The sequence below is a fragment of the Amycolatopsis sp. NPDC049253 genome, assembly GCF_040678995.1.
Taxonomy (GTDB): Bacteria; Actinomycetota; Actinomycetes; order Mycobacteriales; family Pseudonocardiaceae; genus Amycolatopsis.
In genome coordinates this window covers 1-21,147 of record NZ_JBFAQX010000012.1, presented here as the reverse complement: position 1 = coordinate 21,147, position 21,147 = coordinate 1, and the positions used below count along the sequence as shown (strand labels likewise).

At 68.7% G+C, this 21,147-nt stretch carries 19 protein-coding genes and 1 tRNA gene; 4 read left to right on the top strand and 16 right to left on the bottom strand.

Annotated features, from left to right (window positions below; all coding sequences use genetic code 11):
* Window position 1: 1 nt before the first annotated feature.
* From AB0K15_RS25875 to AB0K15_RS25840, 8 genes are all read right to left on the bottom strand, one after another.
* The gene (locus AB0K15_RS25875) at window positions 2–589 is read right to left on the bottom strand and encodes a hypothetical protein (protein ID WP_364055403.1); all 588 of its coding nucleotides are present in this window, start codon (window positions 587–589) and stop codon (window positions 2–4) included.
* On the bottom strand, window positions 586–2,208 hold the full coding sequence (locus AB0K15_RS25870) for a substrate-binding domain-containing protein (protein WP_364055400.1): 1,623 nt from the start codon (window positions 2,206–2,208) through the stop codon (window positions 586–588). Before AB0K15_RS25870 ends, AB0K15_RS25875 begins: the two co-directional genes overlap by 4 nt.
* Window positions 2,205–3,356, bottom strand: a complete 1,152-nt coding sequence (locus AB0K15_RS25865; RefSeq protein WP_364055397.1) for a toxic anion resistance protein — start codon at window positions 3,354–3,356, stop codon at window positions 2,205–2,207. The genes AB0K15_RS25870 and AB0K15_RS25865 overlap by 4 nt, the downstream gene beginning before the upstream one ends.
* Entirely contained in the window at window positions 3,356–4,447 is a 1,092-nt protein-coding gene (locus tag AB0K15_RS25860) for a hypothetical protein (RefSeq protein ID WP_364055394.1), read from the bottom strand. The genes AB0K15_RS25865 and AB0K15_RS25860 overlap by 1 nt, the downstream gene beginning before the upstream one ends.
* A 247-nt stretch (window positions 4,448–4,694) precedes the next feature.
* Window positions 4,695–6,119: an ATP-binding protein gene (locus AB0K15_RS25855; RefSeq protein ID WP_364055391.1), complete on the bottom strand. Its 1,425-nt coding sequence runs from the start codon at window positions 6,117–6,119 to the stop codon at window positions 4,695–4,697.
* On the bottom strand, window positions 6,116–7,768 hold the full coding sequence (locus AB0K15_RS25850; RefSeq protein ID WP_364055388.1) for an FAD-dependent oxidoreductase: 1,653 nt from the start codon (window positions 7,766–7,768) through the stop codon (window positions 6,116–6,118). The genes AB0K15_RS25855 and AB0K15_RS25850 overlap by 4 nt, the downstream gene beginning before the upstream one ends.
* Window positions 7,769–7,898: 130 nt before the next feature.
* Window positions 7,899–8,225 (bottom strand): hypothetical protein, encoded by a 327-nt coding sequence (locus AB0K15_RS25845; protein WP_364055385.1) that lies wholly within the window; start codon window positions 8,223–8,225, stop codon window positions 7,899–7,901.
* 154 nt (window positions 8,226–8,379) lie between these two features.
* Window positions 8,380–9,261 carry a sigma factor gene (locus AB0K15_RS25840; RefSeq protein WP_364055382.1) on the bottom strand — a complete coding sequence of 294 codons (882 nt, stop codon included), beginning with the start codon at window positions 9,259–9,261 and terminating at the stop codon, window positions 8,380–8,382.
* 78 nt (window positions 9,262–9,339) lie between these two features.
* On the opposite strand from AB0K15_RS25840, the gene AB0K15_RS25835 reads away from it, so the two are divergent.
* Window positions 9,340–9,735 (top strand): ester cyclase, encoded by a 396-nt coding sequence (locus tag AB0K15_RS25835; protein WP_364055379.1) that lies wholly within the window; start codon window positions 9,340–9,342, stop codon window positions 9,733–9,735.
* Window positions 9,736–9,785: 50 nt separating this feature from the next.
* Here AB0K15_RS25835 and AB0K15_RS25830 read toward each other — a convergent pair whose 3' ends face one another.
* The 5 genes from AB0K15_RS25830 to AB0K15_RS25810 form a co-directional block, all read right to left on the bottom strand.
* Window positions 9,786–10,862, bottom strand: a complete 1,077-nt coding sequence (locus AB0K15_RS25830; protein ID WP_364055376.1) for an ABC transporter ATP-binding protein — start codon at window positions 10,860–10,862, stop codon at window positions 9,786–9,788.
* Window positions 10,859–11,629, bottom strand: a complete 771-nt coding sequence (locus AB0K15_RS25825; RefSeq protein WP_364055373.1) for an ABC transporter permease subunit — start codon at window positions 11,627–11,629, stop codon at window positions 10,859–10,861. The genes AB0K15_RS25830 and AB0K15_RS25825 overlap by 4 nt, the downstream gene beginning before the upstream one ends.
* A complete protein-coding gene (locus AB0K15_RS25820) occupies window positions 11,626–12,561 on the bottom strand; it encodes an ABC transporter permease subunit (protein WP_364055370.1) in 936 nt (311 codons plus the stop codon). Before AB0K15_RS25820 ends, AB0K15_RS25825 begins: the two co-directional genes overlap by 4 nt.
* A 1-nt stretch (window position 12,562) precedes the next feature.
* Entirely contained in the window at window positions 12,563–13,693 is a 1,131-nt protein-coding gene (locus AB0K15_RS25815; protein WP_364055367.1) for an ABC transporter substrate-binding protein, read from the bottom strand.
* A 313-nt stretch (window positions 13,694–14,006) separates the two neighbouring features.
* A complete protein-coding gene (locus tag AB0K15_RS25810; protein WP_364055364.1) occupies window positions 14,007–16,088 on the bottom strand; it encodes an RICIN domain-containing protein in 2,082 nt (693 codons plus the stop codon).
* A gap of 650 nt (window positions 16,089–16,738) precedes the next feature.
* Here AB0K15_RS25810 and AB0K15_RS25805 point away from each other — a divergent pair.
* Window positions 16,739–16,814: transfer RNA gene (locus AB0K15_RS25805), tRNA-Ala, on the top strand.
* 563 nt (window positions 16,815–17,377) lie between these two features.
* Window positions 17,378–18,286 carry a hypothetical protein gene (locus AB0K15_RS25800; protein ID WP_364055361.1) on the top strand — a complete coding sequence of 303 codons (909 nt, stop codon included), beginning with the start codon at window positions 17,378–17,380 and terminating at the stop codon, window positions 18,284–18,286.
* Window positions 18,287–18,773: 487 nt separating this feature from the next.
* Here AB0K15_RS25800 and AB0K15_RS25795 read toward each other — a convergent pair whose 3' ends face one another.
* Entirely contained in the window at window positions 18,774–19,259 is a 486-nt protein-coding gene (locus AB0K15_RS25795; RefSeq protein WP_364055358.1) for a hypothetical protein, read from the bottom strand.
* Window positions 19,260–19,474: 215 nt separating this feature from the next.
* Between AB0K15_RS25795 and AB0K15_RS25790 the strand changes: the two genes are divergently transcribed.
* Window positions 19,475–19,699, top strand: coding sequence for a hypothetical protein (locus tag AB0K15_RS25790; protein ID WP_364055355.1), 225 nt, complete (start codon window positions 19,475–19,477; stop codon window positions 19,697–19,699).
* Window positions 19,700–19,831: 132 nt separating this feature from the next.
* Here the strand turns inward: AB0K15_RS25790 and AB0K15_RS25785 are convergent, their stop codons facing one another.
* Together AB0K15_RS25785 and AB0K15_RS25780 are read right to left on the bottom strand one after the other, a co-directional pair.
* A complete protein-coding gene (locus tag AB0K15_RS25785; protein ID WP_364055352.1) occupies window positions 19,832–20,257 on the bottom strand; it encodes a contact-dependent growth inhibition system immunity protein in 426 nt (141 codons plus the stop codon).
* A 6-nt stretch (window positions 20,258–20,263) separates the two neighbouring features.
* A complete protein-coding gene (locus AB0K15_RS25780; protein ID WP_364055349.1) occupies window positions 20,264–20,965 on the bottom strand; it encodes a polymorphic toxin type 28 domain-containing protein in 702 nt (233 codons plus the stop codon).
* Between the last annotated feature and the right edge of the window lie 182 nt (window positions 20,966–21,147).

Sequence of the window (21,147 nt, the reverse complement as noted above, 5' to 3'; positions counted from 1 at the left end):
GTCAGCAGTCTTCGCCGAGGTACCGCGTGTGGTCCTCCTGGCGGTTCACGTCGGCCGCGTAGTACTCGGCGGCGAGCTTCTCCGCCTTGCCCCGCAGGAGGTCCAGCTGCTTCGCGAGCTCGTCCTCCGCGCTGGTGCCGCCGGCGTCCCGCCGGGAGGCGAACCAGCGAGGCAGGTTCAGGTACGTTTCCACCGACAGCGGCAGGTCTGTGCGCGCGAGCAGCAGCACGCGGTACTGCAGGTCGGGCGTCGCAGCGAGCCGCAGCGGGTCCTTCAGCAGGTCGGACAGCACTTCGGCGACGTGGCGCACACCGTCCACAGCGGACGGTGGCAGGCGCCCGGAGTGGCCGGCCACCGTCTGCAGCAAGGCCTCCAGCGCCGAGCGCACCTGCGCCGCCTCGACGGCCGGGTCGACGACGAGCCGCACCTTCTCCGGCGGCGCGACGAGCGCGCCCGCCGTGTAGAGCACGGCCATGACCACGAACATCAGCCACAGCGGCCCGATCACCCCGACCGCGTACAGGACGAGGCCGATCAGGCCGCCGAGGCAGCCGGCGATGTTCTTGGTGGAGCCGAACCAGCGCCTCATTGGTACCCGCGAATCTCCTGGAAGACACTGGACAGCTGGGTGTTGCGGGCGTCGAAGACCTTGCCGCCGGTCATCGTGGCGACCTGCGTGAGCTCGTCGCCGCTGCCCTCGCCGAACAGCACCGTGAACACCGGGATCTGCTTCATCGCCGCGGGCAGCGACGCGAAGGCGGACTTGAAGCCGTCGAGGTTCGAGCCGCTCTCGTTCTCGCCGTCGGTCATCAGCACGATCGAGTTGAACCGGTCCGGGTCCTGCGCCACGAGCGGTTCCATCACCTGGTAGGCGCGGTCGAGGCTGTCGTAGATCGCGGTGCCGCCGTCGGCCTGCAGCCCTTCGGCGAAGCTCTTGATCTTCGCCAGCTCGCCCTGCGGGTTCTGCTCCGGCACGGTGAACGTGACCGGCCGGCCCGGCGCGGTGTTGAACGGCAGCATCGTCACCTCCTCGCGGCTGCGGAACTGCCGGTAGCGGCCCACGAGCGAGTTGTCCGCGCCGGTGAGGCCGGCCAGGGCCGAGCGCAGCGCCTCGATGCGGTCGCCCTGCATCGAGCCCGACGTGTCGAGCACGTACAGCGTCCGCGACGGACGGCGGATCTTGCTGAAGTAGGCCGAAAGCAGCGCGTCGACGGCCTGCTGCGTCGCCGGGAACGGCAGCTCGACCAGGTCGTGGGGCACGAACTGCGCGCCCAGCTGAACCCCTGGCACCACTGGCCGCCGCTGCGTGACCTGCATGATCCGCCGCTGCACGTCGGGCGTGCGCAGGTAGTCGGTGAGCCGCTGGTGCGCGTCGCGGGCGTCGTTGCTCGCACTGGTCAGGAGCGTGAGCGGGTAGTCGGCGGTGACGACGCCGTCGCTGGGGTAGATGAGCTTCAGCGGCTGCGGCAGCTTGCCGGAGGAGTTCATCGACAGCAGCACGGACTCGTAGTTGACCAGGCCGTCGACCTTCGCCCCCGGGTCCTGGCCGGTCTCGCGGCGCTGGAACGCGTCGGAGAGCCAGCCCGACGAACCGGCCGACATCACCTGCGCGCTGAAGAACTGCGTGAGCTGCGGCGTGACGGCGGTGATCTGCTGCGCGTCGATCGCCGTGCCGGAGTGGGCCAGCGCGGACGCGACCCCCACCAGCGCGGAGAAGCCGGAGTTGGACGCCGACGGGTCGGTCATCCCGTAGGTGAACTCCTTCTTGCCCGCCGCCGCGGCGATGTCGCCCCACGTCGGCGCCTTCTTGTCCCACCCGAGCCGCTGCGCGACCGGCTGCGCCAGGCCCAGCATCACCGGCGAGCTCATGATCTTCACCTGGTTGCCCAGGCGCTTGGCCGCCTCGGGAATGCCCGCGGGATAACGGTTCGAGGAGAACCAGACGGCGTCGTACTTGCCGTCGAGGCTGCCGTTGGCGAGCGACTCGGCACCTTCCAGCGTGCCGGTGAACGTGAACTTCACCTTCACGCCCGTGGCCTTCGCGGCCTCGTCGAGCACCGGCTGCATGTCGGCCAGCTCGCTGCCCGCGAGGATCCGCAACGTGCCGGCCTGAGGCGGCCCGGCGTCGTCACCAGAGCTCGGATCCGCCGACGAACACCCCGTGACCAGCAGTGCGGCGGCGAGCGCCAGTACCGCGAGTTTCTTCACAGCTCCCCCTCGTGCGAACGGCGGAGCCGGTCTTCGGCGCGCCGCAGCTCGCCGGACAACGACTCCACTGTGGACGCCATGTGCAGCACGGCCTCGGCCTTGAACCCGTCGATCGCATCGAGGGCCGAGTAGATCCGGTCGAACGAGTCGCGCAGCGTGTCGACGGCGACGGCCGGGTCGCTCGACGCCTTGCGGATCTCCGCGCTCTGCGACTCCAGCAGCGCGGCGTTGGCGCGCAGCAAGCCGTCGGTGGTCGACTGCAGGGCCGCGACCTCGTCGAGCACGTCGCGCTGGTTGGCCAGCGCCGCGCTCACCAGCAGGGCCACGCGCAGCGCGGAGACGGTGGTGGACACCGCCCGCTCGACCCCGCGGATCAGCTCGTCGTTGGTGCGGCGCACCAGGTCCAGCGCGAGGTAGCCCTGCGCGCTCACGGCCAGTTGCGTCAGCACGTCCTGGTGGCGCTGGCGGATCGGGTAGAGGATGTCGGCGCGCAAGGCGTTGGCGTGCGAAGGATCCGTGAGGTCGAAGACGCCGGCCTGCCGGTCGATCGCCCCGTCCACGGCCTCCGCGAACGCCGCCGCCTCGGCGAGCCGGCCCAGCGTCGCCCAGAGCCGTTCGCGCTCGCCCTTGAGCGCCGCGTTGTCTCGGCGGAGCACGTCCTGACGGGTGCGCAGCTCGCGGACCAGCGCGTTCACGGGCTCGTTGGCCGCGCGGTAGCGGTCGAGGGCCCGCTTGGCACTCGCGGCGGCCGGGAAGATGCCCAGCAACTTGCGGCCGGTGATCGGCAGCTTGGCCGGGTCGAGCTCCGCGACCGTGCGGCGCAGCTCGACCAGGCTCGTGGTCACCTGCTGCTGCGGCGAGCCGACGGACCCGCGCGCGGACTCCAGCGCCTTCGTCGAGCGGTCGAGCATGGTGCCCGCGACCGTGGCCGCCGCCCGCATGTCCGCTTCGCCGACGGCGAGGATCTCGTCGAGCAGCGTGGTGAACTCGGGCGACTTGACGTCGAGTGCTTCCAGCCGCGTCGCGAACTCGCCGGCGCGACGGGCGATGTCGGCCCGCGTGTCGGCACCGAGCGCGATCAGACCGGCGGCGCGCTCCACGGGAACCGCCGCCACCGGCTCCGGCGGGGTGAGGGTGAACTCGTCCATCAGTACTGCTTCTGGATCGCGTCGAGCATCCGTTCCAGCGTCTCGAACGACGGCGGTTCGACCGTGTCCACGAGATCGGCCGGCACCGGGGCCTTGGCCGCGGCGACGACGTCGCGGAACAGCTGGGGGTTCGTGGTGCGGAAGCCGAACGTGGCGGCGAGCTTGCCCAGCTCCGGGTCGGTGGAGAGCAGCTGGCCGACCTTGTCCCCGTTGGGAGAGAAGGGAACCAGCGTGTGCTTCGAGTACACCGTAGGCGCCGTGTAGAGCATCCGCATGTCCGGCTGGATCGAACCGTCGTGGCGCACGAGACGGTCCACGTACTGCGACTCGTAGATCAGCGCGAGCGGCGTTTTGCCCATGCCGGCCGAGAGGTAGTCCTCGAACGGTCCCTCGGTGCTGTTCTGCGTGTAGCCCTGGTCGAGGAACAGCTTCGACACCTGGGGCAGCACCTTGGCTTCCTGGTCCGGCGTCGAGACGACGTTGTCGCCGTTGGCCACGAACGACACGATCGACAGGTACATCGCCGCGGAGTTCGACTCCCGCGGGTCGGTCGTCGTCACGAGGATGTTCTTGCGCACGGGGTATGCGGTGTTGCCCGGCAGCTGGTCCCAGCGCGTACCGGCCTGCGTGAGCTGCAGGTACTTCGCGATGTCGAGCACCTGGTAGTCGCCGGCGCCCTTGTGCACGGCGCCCGCGGCGGTGAGCAGCCGCACGATGGGCTCGAACGTCGCGATCGCCATCGGCGACTGGAACGGCGTGTACACCGTGGTCACCTTGCGGTCGCGCTGGATCTTCTGCGCCGCCGGGGACGACGAGGGAAACGCGAACTCGTACTTGGCTAGGTCGACCGTGGTCGCGATCTGGCGCGAGCCGGCGGTGTCGACCGCCACCTTCAGGCCGTGCTTGGCGAACGCGTCCACCACGCGCTGGTCGGTGAAGAAGGCCTGTTTCTCCGAGCCGATCACCCCGCGCACGACGGTGAGGTCACCCTCTCCCGACGCTTCGTCGCTCCCCGACCGCCCCCACACGATCACGGCCACGACGGCGAGCACCAGAACCACAGCCAGCCCGATGGACAACCGGCGTTTCACGAACCCACCTTCCGCACGTCCCGCGACGCGTCACCTCGGATCCTTCAGTCCCCGCAACTCGTTTGACGCGCGGCACGAGGAGTTCGAAGTGAACGATCAGTGAACGAACGGGTTCGATCGGGGTCCGGTAAGAGCCCGGCTTTTTGTTGTGGCAGAAGGGAAATGACGAACCGCCCGCGCGCCGCCGCCGGTTGATCACGGCGGTGGCGCGCGGGCGGGTCAGAGCGGGTGAATCAGAGCGGTTGGTTCAGAGCGAGGCTTGTTCCTCCACCGGCAGGCAGATCTCGAACCGCGTGTCACCCGGCACGGACGTCACCTTGATGTCGCCCGAGTGCCGTTCCACGACGATGCGCCACGAGATGTCGAGGCCGAGGCCCGTGCCCTCGCCGACGCCCTTGGTGGTGAAGAACGGCTCGAAGATGCGCTGGCGCACCTCTTCGGGGATGCCGGGGCCGGTGTCGCCGATCTCGACGCGCACCTGCTTGCCTTCCTGCCAGGTGCGCAGCGTCAGCGTGCCCTCGCCGCCCATGGCCTGGACGGCGTTGTCGATGATGTTGGTCCACACCTGGTTCAGCTCGGCCGCGTAGGCCGGGATGTGGTCGATGCCGCGGTCGTACTCCTTGACGACGTGGATCCCGTCGAGCTTGCCCGACAGCATCACCAGCGTGGAGTCGAGCCCTTCGTGGACGTCGATCCACTGGTGCGGCGCGCGGTCCATCTGCGAGTACTGCTTGGCCGCGCCCACGAGCACCGAGATGCGCGTGGTCGAGTCCTCGATCTCGCCCATGAGGATCTCGGTCTCGAGCGCGTACGCGAGCCAGCGCAGGGCACCGTCGAGCAGGCCCTCGCCGACCGATTCCAGGACCCCGTCGAGGTTCTCGGTCTTGAGCCCGGCCGCGACGAAGATCGCGGCGAGGTCCCAGCCCTGGTCGATGCCGTGGTCGTCGAACCAGTCGCTGATCTCGTCCTCGCGGTCGGCCTGCTGCATCGCCGAGAGCCGCGGCGCGTCGGCCACCGTCTTGACCAGCTGTTCCTGCACGTCGAGCAGCTGCTCCAGCAGGTCCGGGTCGATGTCCTTCTTCGCGAGCAGGGCGAGCTTGTGCCGCATTCCGGCCACGCGCTCGCGCAGCGACGCCGTGGCGCGCACCGCGGCCGCGGCCGGGTTGTTGAGCTCGTGGGTGAGCCCGGCCGACAGCTCGCCGAGCGCGAGCAGCCTGCGCCGCGAGGAGATCACGGTGTCGGAGTTGCGCCAGCCGAGGTACATGCCCTCCAGCAGGTGCGCGGCCATCGGGAACCACTTGCGGAACTCCACCGCGAACTCCGCCGAGGGCAGCGCGAGCAGCGTCAGGTCCCCGATCGCCCGCACGGTGGCGCCGTAGGTGTGCTCGGTGTCCTGGTGCACGAAGAACTGCGTGGCGCCGAAGTAGGAGCCACGCTGGTCGGAGCGCTTCACCTCGACATCGGCACCGGCCACCTGCCGCGACATCCGCAGCGCGCCGGAAAGCAGGATGTAGAAGCAGGTGGCGGGATCGCCCTCGCGGTGCACCGCGGTGTCGCCCTCGTAATGCTCCAGCACGGCGTGCTGTTCGATCCAGTCGAGCTGCTCGTCGGAGAGGTGCTCGAACAGGAAGAGGCCGCGGAGTTCTTCGCGCGGCAGTGCGGGCTCCTTCACTGTTCCTCCAGGTAGCGGTGGACCAGGGTGACGGCCATGGCGCCTTCGCCGACGGCGGAGGCCACGCGTTTCACCGACTGCGACCGGACGTCGCCGGCCACGAACACGCCGGGCACGGACGACTCCAGGTGGTACGGGTCGCGGTCGAGCGGCCACCCGGCCGGCCGGCGGCCCTCGGCGACCAGGTCGGGACCCGTCTGGACGAACCCGTGGTGGTCGCGCTGGATCACCCCGCCCAGCCAGTCGGTGCGCGGCGCCGCGCCGATGAAGATGAACAGGTGCCCGGTCTCGACGGTCTCCGTCGTGTCGCCGTGGCACAGGGTCACGGCCTCGAGGTGGTCGGCGCCATGGGCCTGCACGACGGTGGTGCCCGTGCGGACGGTGATGTTGTCGATGCCCGCGATCTGCTCGATGAGGTAGTGCGACATCGACTTCTCCAGCGAGTCGCCGCGCACCAGCAGCGACACCTCGCTCGCGTGCTGTGCGAAGAACACCGCCGCCTGGCCCGCGGAGTTCGCGCCGCCGACGATGTACACGTGCTGGCCCTTGCACTCGGGCGCTTCCGTGGCGGCGGAGCCGTAGTAGACGCCGCTGCCGGTGAGCTCGCGGATGCCGTCGGCCTCGTGCGCGCGGTAGGTGACGCCGCTGGCGAGGATCACGGCGTGGGCGGCGATCTCGGAGCCGTCGCCGAAGGTCACCACCCGGCTCGACCCGCGCACCTCCAGGCCCACCACGTCGCGCGCGGTCAGCACCTCGGCGCCGAACTTCTGCGCCTGGCGCCGGGCGCGGTCGGTGAGCTGGGCGCCGGAGACACCGTCGGGGAACCCGAGGTAGTTCTCGATGCGCGAGCTCGTGCCGGCCTGGCCGCCCGTGGCCTTGCGCTCGACGAGCACCGTGCGCAGGCCTTCCGACGCGCCGTACACGGCCGCGCCGAGGCCGGCCGGGCCGCCGCCGATCACCACGAGGTCGTAGAACTCCTGCGCCGGCCGCGTGGACAGGCCGACCGCGACGGCGATCTCGCTGCCGGTGGGCTGCTTGAGCACGGTGCCGTCCGGCGTCACGACCACCGGGATGTCGGTCTCCGCGGCGTCGGCGGCCTGCAGGATGCGCCCGCCCTCGTCCTCGTCCACCGAGTACCAGCGGTACGGCACGGCGTTGCGGGCGAGGAAGTCGCGCACCTTGAACGAGGGCGCCGAGTACCGGTGGCCGACCAGCTTGGTCTCCTCGACGGACTTGTCGCCGACCGCGAGCCACGTCTCCACGAGGGAGTCGATGACCGGGTACAGCTTCTCCTCCGGCGGGTCCCACGGCTTGAGCAGGTAGTGGTCGACGTCGACCACGTTGATCGCCTGGATGGCCGCGTCCGTGTCGGCGTAGGCCGTCAGCAGCGCGCGGCGGGCGTTGGGGAACAGGTCCATCGCCTTCTCGAGGAAGGAGATCCCGTCCATGTGGGGCATGCGGTAGTCGGCGAGGATCGCCGCGACGGCGTCGCCGCGGAGCTTGATCTCGCGCAGGGCGTCGAGGGCGTCGGCCCCGGAGTCCGCACGGATCACGCGGTAGTCCTTGCCGTAGCGGCGACGCAGGTCACGCGCGACCGACCGCGAAACAGCGGGGTCGTCGTCGACGGTCATCAGGATCGGCTGGCTCACACCCGACAGCCTACGGCCGTGTCCGCGAGCGGAGAACGCTTGCGCGGGCTGGACCTGCTCCAGCAGGGCCTGGACCTGGGGATGGGCGCCGGAAGTGCCCGCGCGAACGGTCCGTTCGTGCCACCCCGGTTCAGGCCGGACGGCCCAGCAACGCGAACGCCAGCCCGGCCGGCTCCCGCACCCGGGCCCACTCCGGCGCGGTCGCCAGCGCCTCGAACGACCACGGGCCCGTCGGGCCGCTCATCTCCTCGAGGAGGGCGTCGAGCTCCGCCAGCACCGCGACGGTGTCGGCGGGCAACGTGTCCTTCAGCGCCGCGAAGTACTCGTCGAACTCCAGCGCGAGCTCGTCGGCATCGCGCAGCCCCTCCTTCTCGAGCAGCGCGATCTGCGCCGAGGCCGGCTGCGCCAGGTCCCCGACCGCGATCACCAGGCGCCGGAAAAAGGACTCCTCGTTCATCCCACCGAGCGTAGGCGCCGCCCCGCCGGCCCGGGGCCACGGCCGATTTTTCCGTGTGGGCTCGGGGATTTCGGATTCCGGCGTCAGCTCGCCCGGGCCACCCGGCGAGCGAGCGAACCCGTTCTCGATCCGGCGTCCGAAGCGACTGCCCCGGTCACTCAGCGGAGGACAGCGCCGCGAACTGTGCCCGCAAATACCCCAGCCGATCCGGATCCGCGACCGTGCGCAGAGCCGAGATCCGCCCGTCCCACGTTTCCACCGAGGTGAGGCCCACGATCTCGCCGCCCTGGAGGAAGAGGATGCCCGGGGCGCCGTTGACCTCCGTGAGCAGGAAGTCGGACACCGTGGCGAAGCGGGCGAGGGTGGCGGCGGCGTTGCGGCGGACGGCGGCGCGGCCGCGGACGTGCACGCGTTCGCCGTCGCCGAGGTCCGTCCAGGTGGCGATGTCGGCGACGAGCAGGTCTTCGAGCAGCTCCAGCCGGCCCGAGCGCACGGCCGTCATGAAGCTCTCGGTGAGCCGCATCGAGCCGCTGTCGGACGTCGGGAACCGGGTCTCGCCGGTGTCGACGCGGCGGCGGGCGCGGCTGTAGAGCCGGCGGGCGTTGGCCTCGGTGAGCTCCAGCAGCGCGGCGAGCTCCGGGTACGGGTAGTCGAATGCCGAGCGCAACACGAAGACCGCGCGCTCCACCGGCGTCAGCGACCGCATCAGCACGAGCATCGCGAGCGACACCGACTCGCGCCGCTCAACGGTCTCCAGCGGGCCCAAGGCACCGCCGCCGGTGAGGACGGGCTCCGGCAGCGCGTCGCCCGCCGTCGACTCGCGGCGAGCGGGCGCGGACGTGAGCCGGGTGAGGCAGAGGTTCGTCACGGCCTTCGTGAGCCACGCTCCGGGCGCGGTGAGCTCGCCAGGGGCGACGCGACGCCAGCGCAGGTAGGCGTCCTGCACCGCGTCCTCGGCGTCGTCGGCCGAGCCGAGCAGGCGGTAGGCCAGGCCGAAAAGCCGGCCGCGTTCGTCGGTGAAGAAGTCGGTTGTCACAAGGCGCTCCCCTGCTCAGTCCTCACTGCGCCACCGCACGAAGACCGCAACCACCACCACAGTAGAGAGGGGACCCCCGTGGCCACCACCCGAGAGACCGTCGAACGGTTCTACGCCGAACTGTTCAACGGCCGCGACTTCGGCCTGATCGACGAACTGCTCACCCCCGACGCCGTGAACCACGGTCCGTCCGACGAGTCGGCTCGCGAGGCCGTGATCGGTGCCGGCGAGATCGTGCACACGTCGTTCTCCGATGCCGTGCTGCACGTGGACGACATCCTGGTCGACGGCGACAAAGCCGCCGTCCGCTGGACGATGACCGGCACCCACGACGGCGAATTCCTCGGCAGTCCGCCCACCGGCAAGGCGATCCGCATGCGCGCCACCGTCGTGTTCGGCCTGCGCGAAGGCCGCATCGCCGAGCTGTGGCCGATGCTCGACCTCCACGGCCTGCTGCAGCAGGTCGCCGCCTGACGTCGTTCCCGCCGCCGGAGGCGAACACCCTCCGGCGGCGGGAACCGGCGTCAGCTCGCCAGCAGGACCGGCTGCGTCCCGAACGACACGTCCACTCCCGTGCCCGGCAGCAGTTCCGCCGCCGAGACGCTGGGGAGGTCGGCCAGCACCGCCGTGCCGTCGGACAGCAGCGCGGTCACACGGGTGACCGCGCCGCGGAAGCTGTGGTCCGTCACCACCGCGCGACCGTCGGAGGCGGCCACGAGGGTCACCGCCTCCGGACGCACCAGCACCGTCACGGCGTCGCCGTCGGTGCGCCGAGCCGGTTCGGCCAGCACGAGCCGCTCCCCCGCCACGTCGACGGACGCGCCGCCGACCGCGACCACGCCGGGAAGGCGGTTCATCGTGCCCACGAACTCCGCGACGAACGCCGTCGCGGGCCGGGCGTAGAGCTCCACCGGGCTGTCGCACTGCTCGAGGCGCCCGGACCGCATCACGCCCACGCGGTCGGCGATCGAGAGCGCCTCCTCCTGGTCGTGCGTCACGAACAGCGTCGTGATGCCCACGCGCAGCTGCAGCCGGCGGATCTCGTCGCGCAGCTGCGTGCGCACGAGGGCGTCCAGCGCCGACAGGGGTTCGTCGAGCAGCAGCACGCGCGGCTCGATCGCCAGCGCTCGGGCCAGCGCCACGCGCTGCTGCTGGCCACCCGACAACTGGTGCGGGTAGCGCTTCTCCTGCGCCGACAGCCCCACGAGCTCCAACAGCTCCCGCGCCCGCTTCTGCCGCGCGGCCGTGGCGACGCCGCGCAGCCGCAGGCCGAAGGCCACGTTGTCGCGCACCGTCAGGTTCGGGAACAGGCTGTAGGCCTGGAACACCATGCCCATGTCGCGTTTGTTGGCGGGCACGCCGACCACGTCGGTGCCGTCCACCAGCACCTCGCCGGCGTCCACCGCCTCCAGGCCGGCGAGCACGCGCAGCGCCGTCGTCTTGCCGCAGCCCGAAGGGCCGAGCAGGGCGACGAGCTCGCCCGTCGAGATCGTCAGGTCCAGCCCGTCGAGCGCCCGGACCTCGCCGAACTCGCGGCGCAGGCCGCGAAACTCGACCGACGCACCGGTTTTCGCCTGCGGAGTCTCCAGCACAGTTTTCACGACACACCTCGCGAAGCCTTGCGGCGACCGGCCACAAGGGACAGGACGAACAGGAGCAGGAACGCGACCAGCAGCGACAGCAGGGAAACGGCGACGGACACGCCCGCCTCCGACTGCCCGGTGCTGACCGTCCACACAGGAAAGGTGTCCATCAGCAGGATGCTCGCCAGCGTGTACTCGCCCAGCACCAGCGCCAGGTTGAGGAACGCGGCACCGAACACGGCCGACCGGATGTTCGGCACGATCACCCGCAGCAGCACCGTCGGCCACGACGCGCCTAGGCTGCGCGCGGCCTCCACCAGCGTCGGCAGCGAGATCGCCGCCAGGCCGGCGTCGAGCGTGCGGTAGGTGAAGGGTAGCGCGAGGATCACGTACTCCAGCACCAGGATCACGGGCGTCCCGTTGATCACCTCCGGCGCGTCGCGGAACACCACGAGCACGCCGTTGACCAGCACGATCGGCGGAATGACCAGCGGCAGCAGGCTCACGCCCTCGATGAGGCGGCGCAGCTTCGGCTTGCGCAGGTGCACCCAGCTCACCGTGGGCACCATCAGCAGCAGCGTGAGCGCGACCGTGCCGGCGGCGACCCACAGCGACGTGCCGAGCGTGGGCAGCAGGTCCGGCTCGTCGAGGATCTTGCCCCACGAGGCGAAGCTGTGCGTGTTGTTCACGTCGCGGAGGCTGAACTCCACGGACGCGCCCATCGGCACGAGGAAGTACAGGCCGAACAGCGTGAGCACCGTCCAGCGCAGGGCTTTGTTCTTCACGACAGCCACCTCGAAGCCCGCTTCTGCAGGTACGCGTAGATCGCCATCACCAGCGCGACGACCACGACCATGCCGAGCCCCAGCGCCTTGCCGAGGTTCTGCTGGTCGGCCACGACGTTGCCGCTCACCAGGGAGCCGATCTGGATCGGCACGAGTGGCACGACACCGGTGGTCAGCGCGTAGGCCGTGGCGTAGGCGGAAAACGCGTTGGCGAACAGCAGCAGCGTCGAGGCGAGGAACGGCGGCAGCAGCACCGGCACGGCGATCAGCCGGAAGTACTGCGCCCGCGTGGCCCCGAGGTTCGCCGCGGCTTCGCGCCACTGCTCGCGCATGCCCTCCAGCGCCGGGGTGAAGACGATCACCATCAGCGGGATCTGGAAGTAGACGTAGACGATCGCGAGGCCCGTGAACGTGAAGAGGTTGAAGCCGCCGGCGTAGATGTCGAAGCCGAGGCTGGCCAGCGCCTTCGTGACGATGCCGATGCTGCCGAGCGTCGCGATGAAGGCGAACGCCAGCGGCACGCCGCCGAAGTTCGCGAGCACGCCGGCGGCGCTCGAGACGACCTTGCGCAGCAGACCGTCGGGCTTCGAGCCCAGCACCGCGTTGGCCAGGATCGCGCCGAGGATCGCCCCGGCCGCGGCGGTGAGCGCCGAGAGCTCGATGCTGGTGGCGAACGAGCGCCCGAACTGGTCGGCGAACGCCGCGGTGAGGTTCTCCGTGGTGAAGGCGCCGTCGTTGTCCTGGAACGCGCCGATGGCGACCATCACCACCGGCGCACCGAGGAACACGCCGGTGTAGAGCAGGAACGGCAGCAGGCCGAGGTGGCCCGCCACCCACGAGAGCAAGCGCCGCGCGGACCCGGGGCGCACGGGCGCGGCGGCGGGAGCGGCCGGGGCCACTCCCGCCGCCGCGGTGACGGTTTCGGCGGTCACGTCAGCCGAGCGCCTTGGCCCACTCGTCGGCCAGGACCTTCTTGGCGTCGTTGACCTGCGCGTCGGTGGGGAACTTGACGTCGCCCTCCACCTTCGGCAGAGCGGCCAGCGCGGTCTTGTCGGCGGTGCCGGCCGCTTCCATCTTCGGCAGGCGCGCCGGGCGCGAAAGGCCCTTCAGGAACAGGTTCTGGCCCTCGTCGGAGTACAGGAACTCCTCCCACAGCCGCGCGGCGGCCGGGTGCGGGGCGGTCTTGCTGATGCCCTGGGCGTAGAAGTTCGAGTAGATGCCGTCGCTCGGGACGGTGACCTTCCAGTCGACCTTGCCCTTGAGCTTCGCGGCGTAACCGGCCTGCAGGTAGTCCCAGTCGAGCGTGATCGGGGTCTGGCCGCTCTCGATGGTGGCCGCGCTCGACTGCACCGGGATGAAGTTGCCGGACTTCTTCAGGTCGGCGAAGAACTGCACGCCCGGCTTGATGTCGGCGAACGAACCGCCGTTGGCCAGGGCCGCGGCGTAGACGCCGGCGAATGCCGCGCCTGCCTTCGTCGGGTCGCCGTTGAGCGCGACCTTGCCCTTGTACTCGGGCTTCTTGAGGTCGGCCAGCGTCTTCGGCGGGTCGGTGACCTTGGAAGCGTCGTAGCCGATGGAGATGAAGCCGCCGTAGTCGAAGAACCAGGAGCCGTCGTCGGCCTTCTGACCCGCCGGGATGTCGTCGAAGGTGGTGACCTTGTAGGGCGCCAGCAGGCCGTCGGAGGCGGCCGAGAGGGCGAACGCGCTGCCGAGGTCGACCACGTCGGGCGCGCGGTCCTGGCCCTTGAGCTGCTTGACGGCGTTGATCTCGTCCTGGCTCGAACCCTCGGGGTTGGCCTCGTTGACCTTCAGGCCGTACTTCTTCTTGAAGGCGTCGAGGATCTCGCCGTAGTTGGCCCAGTCGTGCGGCAGGGCGATCACGTTGAGCTCGCCCTCCTTCTTGGCCGCCTCGACGAGCTTGTCCATACCACCGAGGTCGGCGGCGGACTTGGCGGTGGCGGCGCCCGAGCTCTGCTCCGAGCCCGACGCGCCACCCCCGCAGGCGGTGAGCAGGAGCGTGCCGGCGGCCGCGAGGGCGGCCAGGGCAGCAAAACGTGATTTCACTTGTCCAGTCCTTTGATACCCGGGGTGTGGGAATGCCGAGCGAACAGTCCACGAAGGACACAGCCGGGTCGTGAACCGCACGTGAATGGCCAGTGCCCTGCTCATGCACGATCATCACCGGGAGTCGCAGCGCGACGGGCCCATCGCGGTTGGTGATCTTTGAGAACGGTGTGGTCACGAAAAAGTCGCCCAGTTTCCGGAAGTTCCGGGAACTGGGCGACTCTTGTCGATCTCTGACTTGTTCTCTTGTGGACTGGGAACCGGTGCGCGCCGAGGCCGCCACCACGGCGCGCACCGGTTGTCCGGAGGTGGGCTACGGGTAGCTCACCAGGTTCACCGGCCGCGTCCCGTCGGGCGTGGTCGCGCCCGTCGTGTTGATGACGTGGGTGATCGTGCCCGCGTGGTTCAGCGACACGGTGACCATGTCGTGGAACCGCACGCCCGGGGTGTTCGGCGCCTCGTACGCGTGAGCGCTGGCGACCGACGGGTTGGTGTTGAAGAAGCAGTAGCTGCCCAGGCCCCACGCTTCGTGGCTCGTCACGTTCGGGCCCACCTTGTAGGCCGAGTAGCCCTGGGTGGAACCGTTCATCCAGGCGGCCTGGTTTGGCACGTCGTAGGGCATCTCGTTCTGGAAGAAGTACGTGCGCCCGCCGTTGCCGTTCCAGACGACCTGCGTCTTCTGGTAGTGCTCCACGAACAGGCCGTACATCGTGACGTTGTTGCCGTTGACGGTCAGCCCGTTGTCGGCGGTGTTGGTGTTCCAGCCGACGAAACTGTTGTTCGCCGCGTGGTCGGCGCGCCAGATCCACATGTGGTCGCCGATCACGTTGTTGCTGTTCACCACCAGGCTGTTGGTCGCCTTGCCGACGGCCGCGCCACCGATGCGGAAGAACACGTCGTGCAGCGACGTCGGGTCGGCCGAGTGGTCGGCGGTCGAGCCGGGCGCGCCGACCTGCATGAGCGTGTTGGAGTTCGTCGTGCCGGCGTCGATGAGCAGGCCCGCGACCTTCACGCCGTTGACGTCGTCCACGTTCATCGCGGTGATGCCGTTGTCGGGCACCAGGGTCGCGATGCCGAGGCCGAGGACCACGGTGTCGGGGCGGGTCACGTGCAGGGTCTGGTTGAGGTGGTAGACACCCGGCGTGATCAGCAGGTTCTTGCCAGCCGCGAGCGCGGCGTTCAGGTCGGCCGCCGAGGCGCCCGGCTTGGCGATGTAGAACTGGTCGATCGGCAGCGAGGAGCCCGGTGCGGTGCCGTTCGCCCAGCTGGTGCCGGAGGTGTTGGTGCGCAGGGCCGGCACGAAGACCTGGTACTTGCCGGCGCTGTCGAGGTAGAGGAACGGCTTCTCGCGCACCACCGGCGCCTGGCCGACCGTGGTGTACGGCGGGCTCGGGAACGTGTTCTGCGGCGCGCCGTTCACGCCGACGAAGACCATGTTCCAGTTGGAGCCGTTCCAGCTGCCGAACTGCGAGTCGCGCGAGATCCACTGCTGCTGCGAGCCCGAGCGGACCTGGCCGTCGATCTTCGAGTCGGAGATCCAGCCGCCGCTGGCCCAGCCGCCGTCGTCGAGCTGCAGGTCGCCGCGCACGTGCATGCGCCGGTAGGGCGCCGCCTGGCTCACCGCCCACCGATCGGCCCCGCCGGTCGGGTTGACCGACAGGTTCTCGGCGCCGCGCCAGAAGTTCTGCGTCGCGTTCTGCGGCGGGAACCAGTCGGCTTCCACGTGCACGGCGCCGTTGATCGTCACGGCGTCGGGGCTGAGCCCGAGGCCGAGGACCTGCGTGTAGAAGCCGACGTTCACGTCATTGGAGTACGTGCCCGGCTTGAACATCACGGCGTAGCGCTGGCTGCCGAACTGGTTCTTCTCCTGCTGGCTGAAGATGCTGTTCAGCCTGCTCTGGATGCTCGCGGCGGACATCGACGGATCGAAGATCACGACGTTCGGGCCGAGGTCCGGGTCCTCGCTCGGAGGAGTCGTAGTGCCACCCACGGGAGTTATTGTGAACGATTGCGCACTGGTGTTATTACAGGTGTACTGCTGAAGCTGAACGCTGTCTGCGATAGAGGCGCTCGGCACGTCGAGGCACTTGCCACTGTTGCGGTTCACGAAGTGGTACGCACCACTCGACTCCTGGACCGGCTGCCACTGCTGGTTGACGCCGTTCGAGTACGACCAGAGCTGCACCAGGCCACCGTCGGCCTTCGAGACGTCCGTGACGTCCCACGACTGCGCCGGGTTGAGCTGCGTGTTGACGCGCACGTAGCCGTCACTGGTGGCCTGGAACTGCCAGACCTGGGAGGACGTCTGGTTGCACGCGTACTGCTGCACCACGGTCCCGTTCGCACTCGCGGCGGCCCTCGCGTCCACACACTTCCCGCTGTTCACGGACTGCACCGTGTACCACTGGTCGGGCGCGATGGCGGCGGCTGTCTGGGCTTGGGGTTGCGCTTGGCTTTGGGCTTGGGCTGGGGTTTGTGCCTGGGCTGGGGTTTGTGCCTGGGCTGGGGTTTGTGCCTGGGCTGGGGTTTGTGCCTGGGCTGGGGTTTGTGCTTGGGCTGCCGGCTCCGCCTGCGACACCCCCGCATACCCACTCACCAGCGCGAACGCGGACAGCACCACCGTGCCCACTCTCCGCAATCCCATCGGAACCTCCTCCACCGCACCGCGGCGTTCGACGAGCAGGAAACGGCAAGGCTCATGCCCAGACATGAAGACGCGGCGTAGCGGGCGGGGACCTCGGCGTCACAACCGGGTGAAAATGTAACGGCGGCCACACGGGGAGTCAATACAGAGCTAAAAATAAGTCATGAAGAGGTTCTTGAACCGGTAGTTCCCGGGGCGGGGTTCCGGTGACTCACGCTCCGGGGTCGTTGCCTGACTCGTCGAGCCTCGGACGTTGGGGGTATGGATCTTCCCTGTGACGCGTTTGTTGGTTCTGACCTGGGGTTTTGGGGCTTCACGCTCGTGCCCCACCCCCCTGCGTAAGCCGCCCGGGGCGGGGTGTACTCTTTGTTCACACGAGATGCGGAGTTCACCTCCGCTCCGGGGCTATGGCGCAGCTGGTAGCGCACCTCACTGGCAGTGAGGGGGTCAGGGGTTCGAGTCCCCTTAGCTCCACCATGACGAAACACCGCCCACCGGATCCAAAGATCCAGGTAGGGCGGTTTTTTCGTCGAGCCAATCTTTGAGTTTCTAGATTGCCAACTTCCACCGTGGCGCGAAAAGTGGAGCAAAACTGGAGCAGCTCGGTCCAGCACCACACAAACGGGGCTGCCAACACAGCGGCCACTGCCCCCCGGATGGGCGAATCTTGAAAGGTGTTTTAGAGCTACCACTGCGGTGCCCCACGCTGTCGCGGGGAGCCACGCTCGTCCCGGATGAGCTCGGGCGCGACTGCCTTTACCGCCAGAGTCGGGCTCGGCCACTGGGCGCAGCTAGTGGTCTGATCCGGTATCGCCCTGAAGCGAACACTCCGGCGTGATGTGTCCGGCTGCGTGCTAGCCTCATGCCCATCCTCTTACGAGGTCGTGGCCGTACGCGAAGGGCTGCGACGGCATGAGCGGCAGGGCTCCGGCGCCCCCGCTGGCAATGCCAAGGGTGTAGGGCACCCGCTTCGCGCATGCTGACGCACTGAATATTTCGAACGTGACCATGTGCGGGCCGGGACGCGGAATGGATCACACGTGCCCGAATCACTCCGTCGCAAGCTGAGGGACATCCGGCGGTCATACACCGGCGAGGACAAGGCGAGCGCGGCAGCCGGCGTTGGCCGCGGTGGCCTGGGACTCGATCTTTGCTCACCTCAGCAACGACGATTCCGCGCCCTGCTGGCGCTCTTTCTCTTCAACGCCAACGTGCCCGACACGCCTTTCGATGATCAGCACAGCGCGAACGCGTTCCTCGCCTACACCATGACCGTGTCGCCACGGTTCGACACGCTGGTCTGCCTCGTGCCCGGCGCGGTGGAGAACGCAGTCGGCCGGCTGCTGGCATCACCCGGTCCCGACAGTCTTCAGTACGGCGTGCCGGGGCTGCGCGTGGAGGCTGCCGTCGACTTCCGCACCTATCACCTCGTCCACCTGCCTACGGGCGCGAAGATGGTGGTCGCCTCCCGCCCCGACTTTCCGCTGCTGAGCGACATCCAGAATGCCGGACCACACCTCGATACGTGGAGCGCCAACACCTTCGTTGGCGCCGACATCCCGCTGGCGGACGTGGAACGCGAGGCGTTGTCTCGCCTGCCGGCAATGCCGGCAGGGATCGAACGTATCTTGGCAGCGCTCGTCACCCGGCTGGATGCGCGCGACCCAGCGAGGAAGTGGGCAGTCGGCAACTGGTGGTACGACCCCCTCGGTCGCCCGTTTCCGCCCGGATATCGCCACAACGGCAAAATCTCCCTGTGGGGTCAACGTCCGAAATGGGCGCTCCGCTGGAACGGCTGGCCACGCCCCGAGGACATCGTCGGATGCCTCACCGCTCCCATCGTCGGCGTCGACCGCCTCACCGCCAGGCAGCTGTCGCCCGCAGAATTCGTTATCGAACTCGACGGATGCAGCCTGAGCCTGAAATACGGTGCCTATGAGCGCCGATGAGCTCGTGTTTTCGCCGTGGCGTCGCTGATCGCGGGCGTGCGGTAGGCTTTGAATACTCGGAGCGCGAGGGGCCGGGGCTGCGGCGGATCTACCCCAGACGATCCCGCTGGCGGCAAGAGGGTGTGGGGCACCCACCTTGCGATTCATTGGTCTTGGGTCGTCAGCTTGTCTGGCACGTGTCTACAGTCGAGTCTGGGCGACAGGAGACGCGCCATGCCTGGAACTTCCCGTTCACGCTTCGCCGACGCCCGCAGCCTGATCACTCACGAACCCCGCTCACTCGCAGCCCGAGCCATCCCGCGGATCACCGCCGGGACGACGCCACCAGCGCTCGGGCTGGACTCCTGCGAGCCCGCGCAGAAGCGATTCCGCGCGTTCGCCGCACCCTTCTTGCTCAACACCCCAGCCGTGCCACCTCACCTCAAGGCTGCGGGGCAAGCCGAGCTCGTCGCCATCTCGGGAGCCTCCCGGGTCGGCTGGACCAACGTCATCGTCTCTCTCTCCCCCCCAATACGACGATCTCAGCATCCTCTCTGACGTAGCCGATCACCTGGTGCAATGCCTCGCCGCCGCCGACTCGACCCACGGCATCCCCGGACTGCGACCAGTAGAGGTAGAAGGCCTTGGCGATGCGCTGTTGTTGAGGCACCTTCCCACAGATGCCCTGCTGCGAATGCGCTACCACAGCCTCTACACCCCCAAACAGCGAACACCGCCGTGGTTCTACCCCACCCACTGGCGACGCCTGCGACGTGACCCCGTCCTGGGCCAGCGAGAACGCGCGGTCCTCGATGCGATTCCCCCAATGCACGAGGACGCCGTAGACCTGCTTGCCGGCTTGGTCGCCCGGCTCACCTGCCGAAGCGACGAGGAAGGATGGGCGGTCGGCTGGCTTGTCAGAGATCCCCTGCCGCGCCCCTCCCGTGAGCAGAGTGGGTTCGACTTCATTCAACTGTGGGGCAGGCAGGACCACTGGACCCTCCAATGGGGAGGCTCCAACTCCGTACCTGCAGGCGATGTAGCCCGGGCCCTTACCCATCCAGTCATCGGAGTCCTCGGCGCCCGCACCACAAAGTCAGCCGAGACACGGGCGGAAGTCCAACTGCGAAAAGCGCGCCTGACGCTAGAGGTACACGACGTCCCGATCTCTGCATACTTCGCCAGCACCAACTACCCCTCAGTCGAGGCATGACCGTGACCCGCGCCCAACAGCCACCCTCCTGGCTGCACATCCTGGACAGCTGCCTCCGCGACCGCCGACGGTTCCGCCGCCTGATCGTCTTGATCCTCATCCTCGCGGCCTTCACGATCACACTCGTGGCCATCGCCGGCTGGCCGCTGGCCGGCATCGGCTCGATAGCAACGTGCGCCCTGGCTCGTCGCCGTGCGCGGCAACTGCGTCAACACGACTGACCAAAACGAGCATGCCATCGTGCTCCGGCGACGTGGATCGCGAAGTTCTGCACAGCCAAACGTCCTTGGCTGGAATGGGCGCCTTCCGCAGAAAGATGCCGCGCCTCCGCCAGGTGTTACATCACGCTGACGTCAGCTTCGAAACGCGTTGATTTGGTGCGAGATGGTGTCGTCTGGTGCGTCGTGGTCCTCGAGGTTACCAAGCGCCTCGACCGCTCCGACCACCGCGGACGCGCGACGATGTTGGTCAGGGTGCTGCTGCCAGTATGTCCCCGGAATCTTCAGCACCGCCACGAGCAGGTCGCCGGGGTAGAAGTCACCCTCAGCCAGAGGATTCCGTTCGAGGTGAGTCAGCGCAACAGGGACCAGCACGTCGACGCTTTCCTGCTGGAGCAGCAGGACACGGAGGTCTTCGGTGTCCATCGCGCTGACTGGCTTGTGGCGCAGCTCGTAGACGGTCTTGACCAACCGCGTTGCATCGGCCGGCGGGCCGCCCCATCGGCAGTCTTCGATCTGCTCGAGAGTGAGCGATTCGTCGACGTCAGGCCTGGTCCCCATGGCTCCTCATGTCAGCTGTCGTGATCGTGTACTCAGGCTGCTATCCGCGCGGTACCCACTGCTCACTGTAGTCGAGCAGCCGACTCGCCTCGGACAGTTCCGCCTCGATGGAGGGGGGTCTTCAGGTGCCAGCTGTGTGTCGGTGAGCTGGCGTTTCAAGCGGTTGATCTGATTCGCAAGCCCTGTTTCGGCCTCTCTGACTTCGGTGACGTGGTCCCAAGGTGTGCCGTCCGACTTGCGGGCGACAACTTCGCCGTTCAGCTCACGACGGGCCCCATCGAGGTCCTTGCCTGTGAGATGTTCCTTGAGCCGGTCCGTCTTCGTGGGCTTGGTCGGGTTAGCACGTGGCTTGACCGGCTCGACGTAGTCATCCGTCATCGCGTGCTTGACAAGGTCGCTGGTGGCGCCGACGGTCATCGCTCCACCGGCGACGATGCCGGCGGCGGACACGACGTTCAGCGGAACGCCGACGATGGCCCCGACTCCGGTGGCGTCGAGCAGAACCCCCGCGCCTTCACCCGCTGAGCTGACCACGGTCAGCGCGATCCCTCCGACAGCGGCAGCTGTGTCGAGTGGGTGGTTGAGCATCGCGTTGCCGAACGAGGCGAGGCTGTTCGCCGCGTGGGTGCCGAGGTCGGCGAAGAAGTTCCCGGCGTCATCCAGCCAACTGGAGCTTTGTGGTGCTACGTCCGCTTCGGCGTCGAGCATGCCCGCGATGGCGTCTCCAGCTTCTGACAGCTGGGCTCGGGCCCGGTTGAGCACGTCATTGGCACCTTGCCGTCCGGCTTCACCTGGTGGCGGGACCCCGTTGATTGACCCAGGTTCTGTGTGAGTCGGTTATTGGTGGGTGCAGGCGGCAGCGTAACCGGCTGGGGTCTGGTAGCCCAGGC

Bases quoted from the DNA above. Each gene is read 5' to 3' on its own strand.
- AB0K15_RS25790 (WP_364055355.1), top strand. From the start codon at position 19,475: ATGACCGTGACCCGCGCCCAACAGCCACCCTCCTGGCTGCACATCCTG.
- AB0K15_RS25785 (WP_364055352.1), bottom strand. From the start codon at position 20,257: ATGGGGACCAGGCCTGACGTCGACGAATCGCTCACTCTCGAGCAGATC.
- AB0K15_RS25875 (WP_364055403.1), bottom strand. From the start codon at position 589: ATGAGGCGCTGGTTCGGCTCCACCAAGAACATCGCCGGCTGCCTCGGC.
- AB0K15_RS25845 (WP_364055385.1), bottom strand. From the start codon at position 8,225: ATGAACGAGGAGTCCTTTTTCCGGCGCCTGGTGATCGCGGTCGGGGAC.
- AB0K15_RS25865 (WP_364055397.1), bottom strand. From the start codon at position 3,356: ATGGACGAGTTCACCCTCACCCCGCCGGAGCCGGTGGCGGCGGTTCCC.
- AB0K15_RS25780 (WP_364055349.1), bottom strand. From the start codon at position 20,965: ATGCTCGACGCCGAAGCGGACGTAGCACCACAAAGCTCCAGTTGGCTG.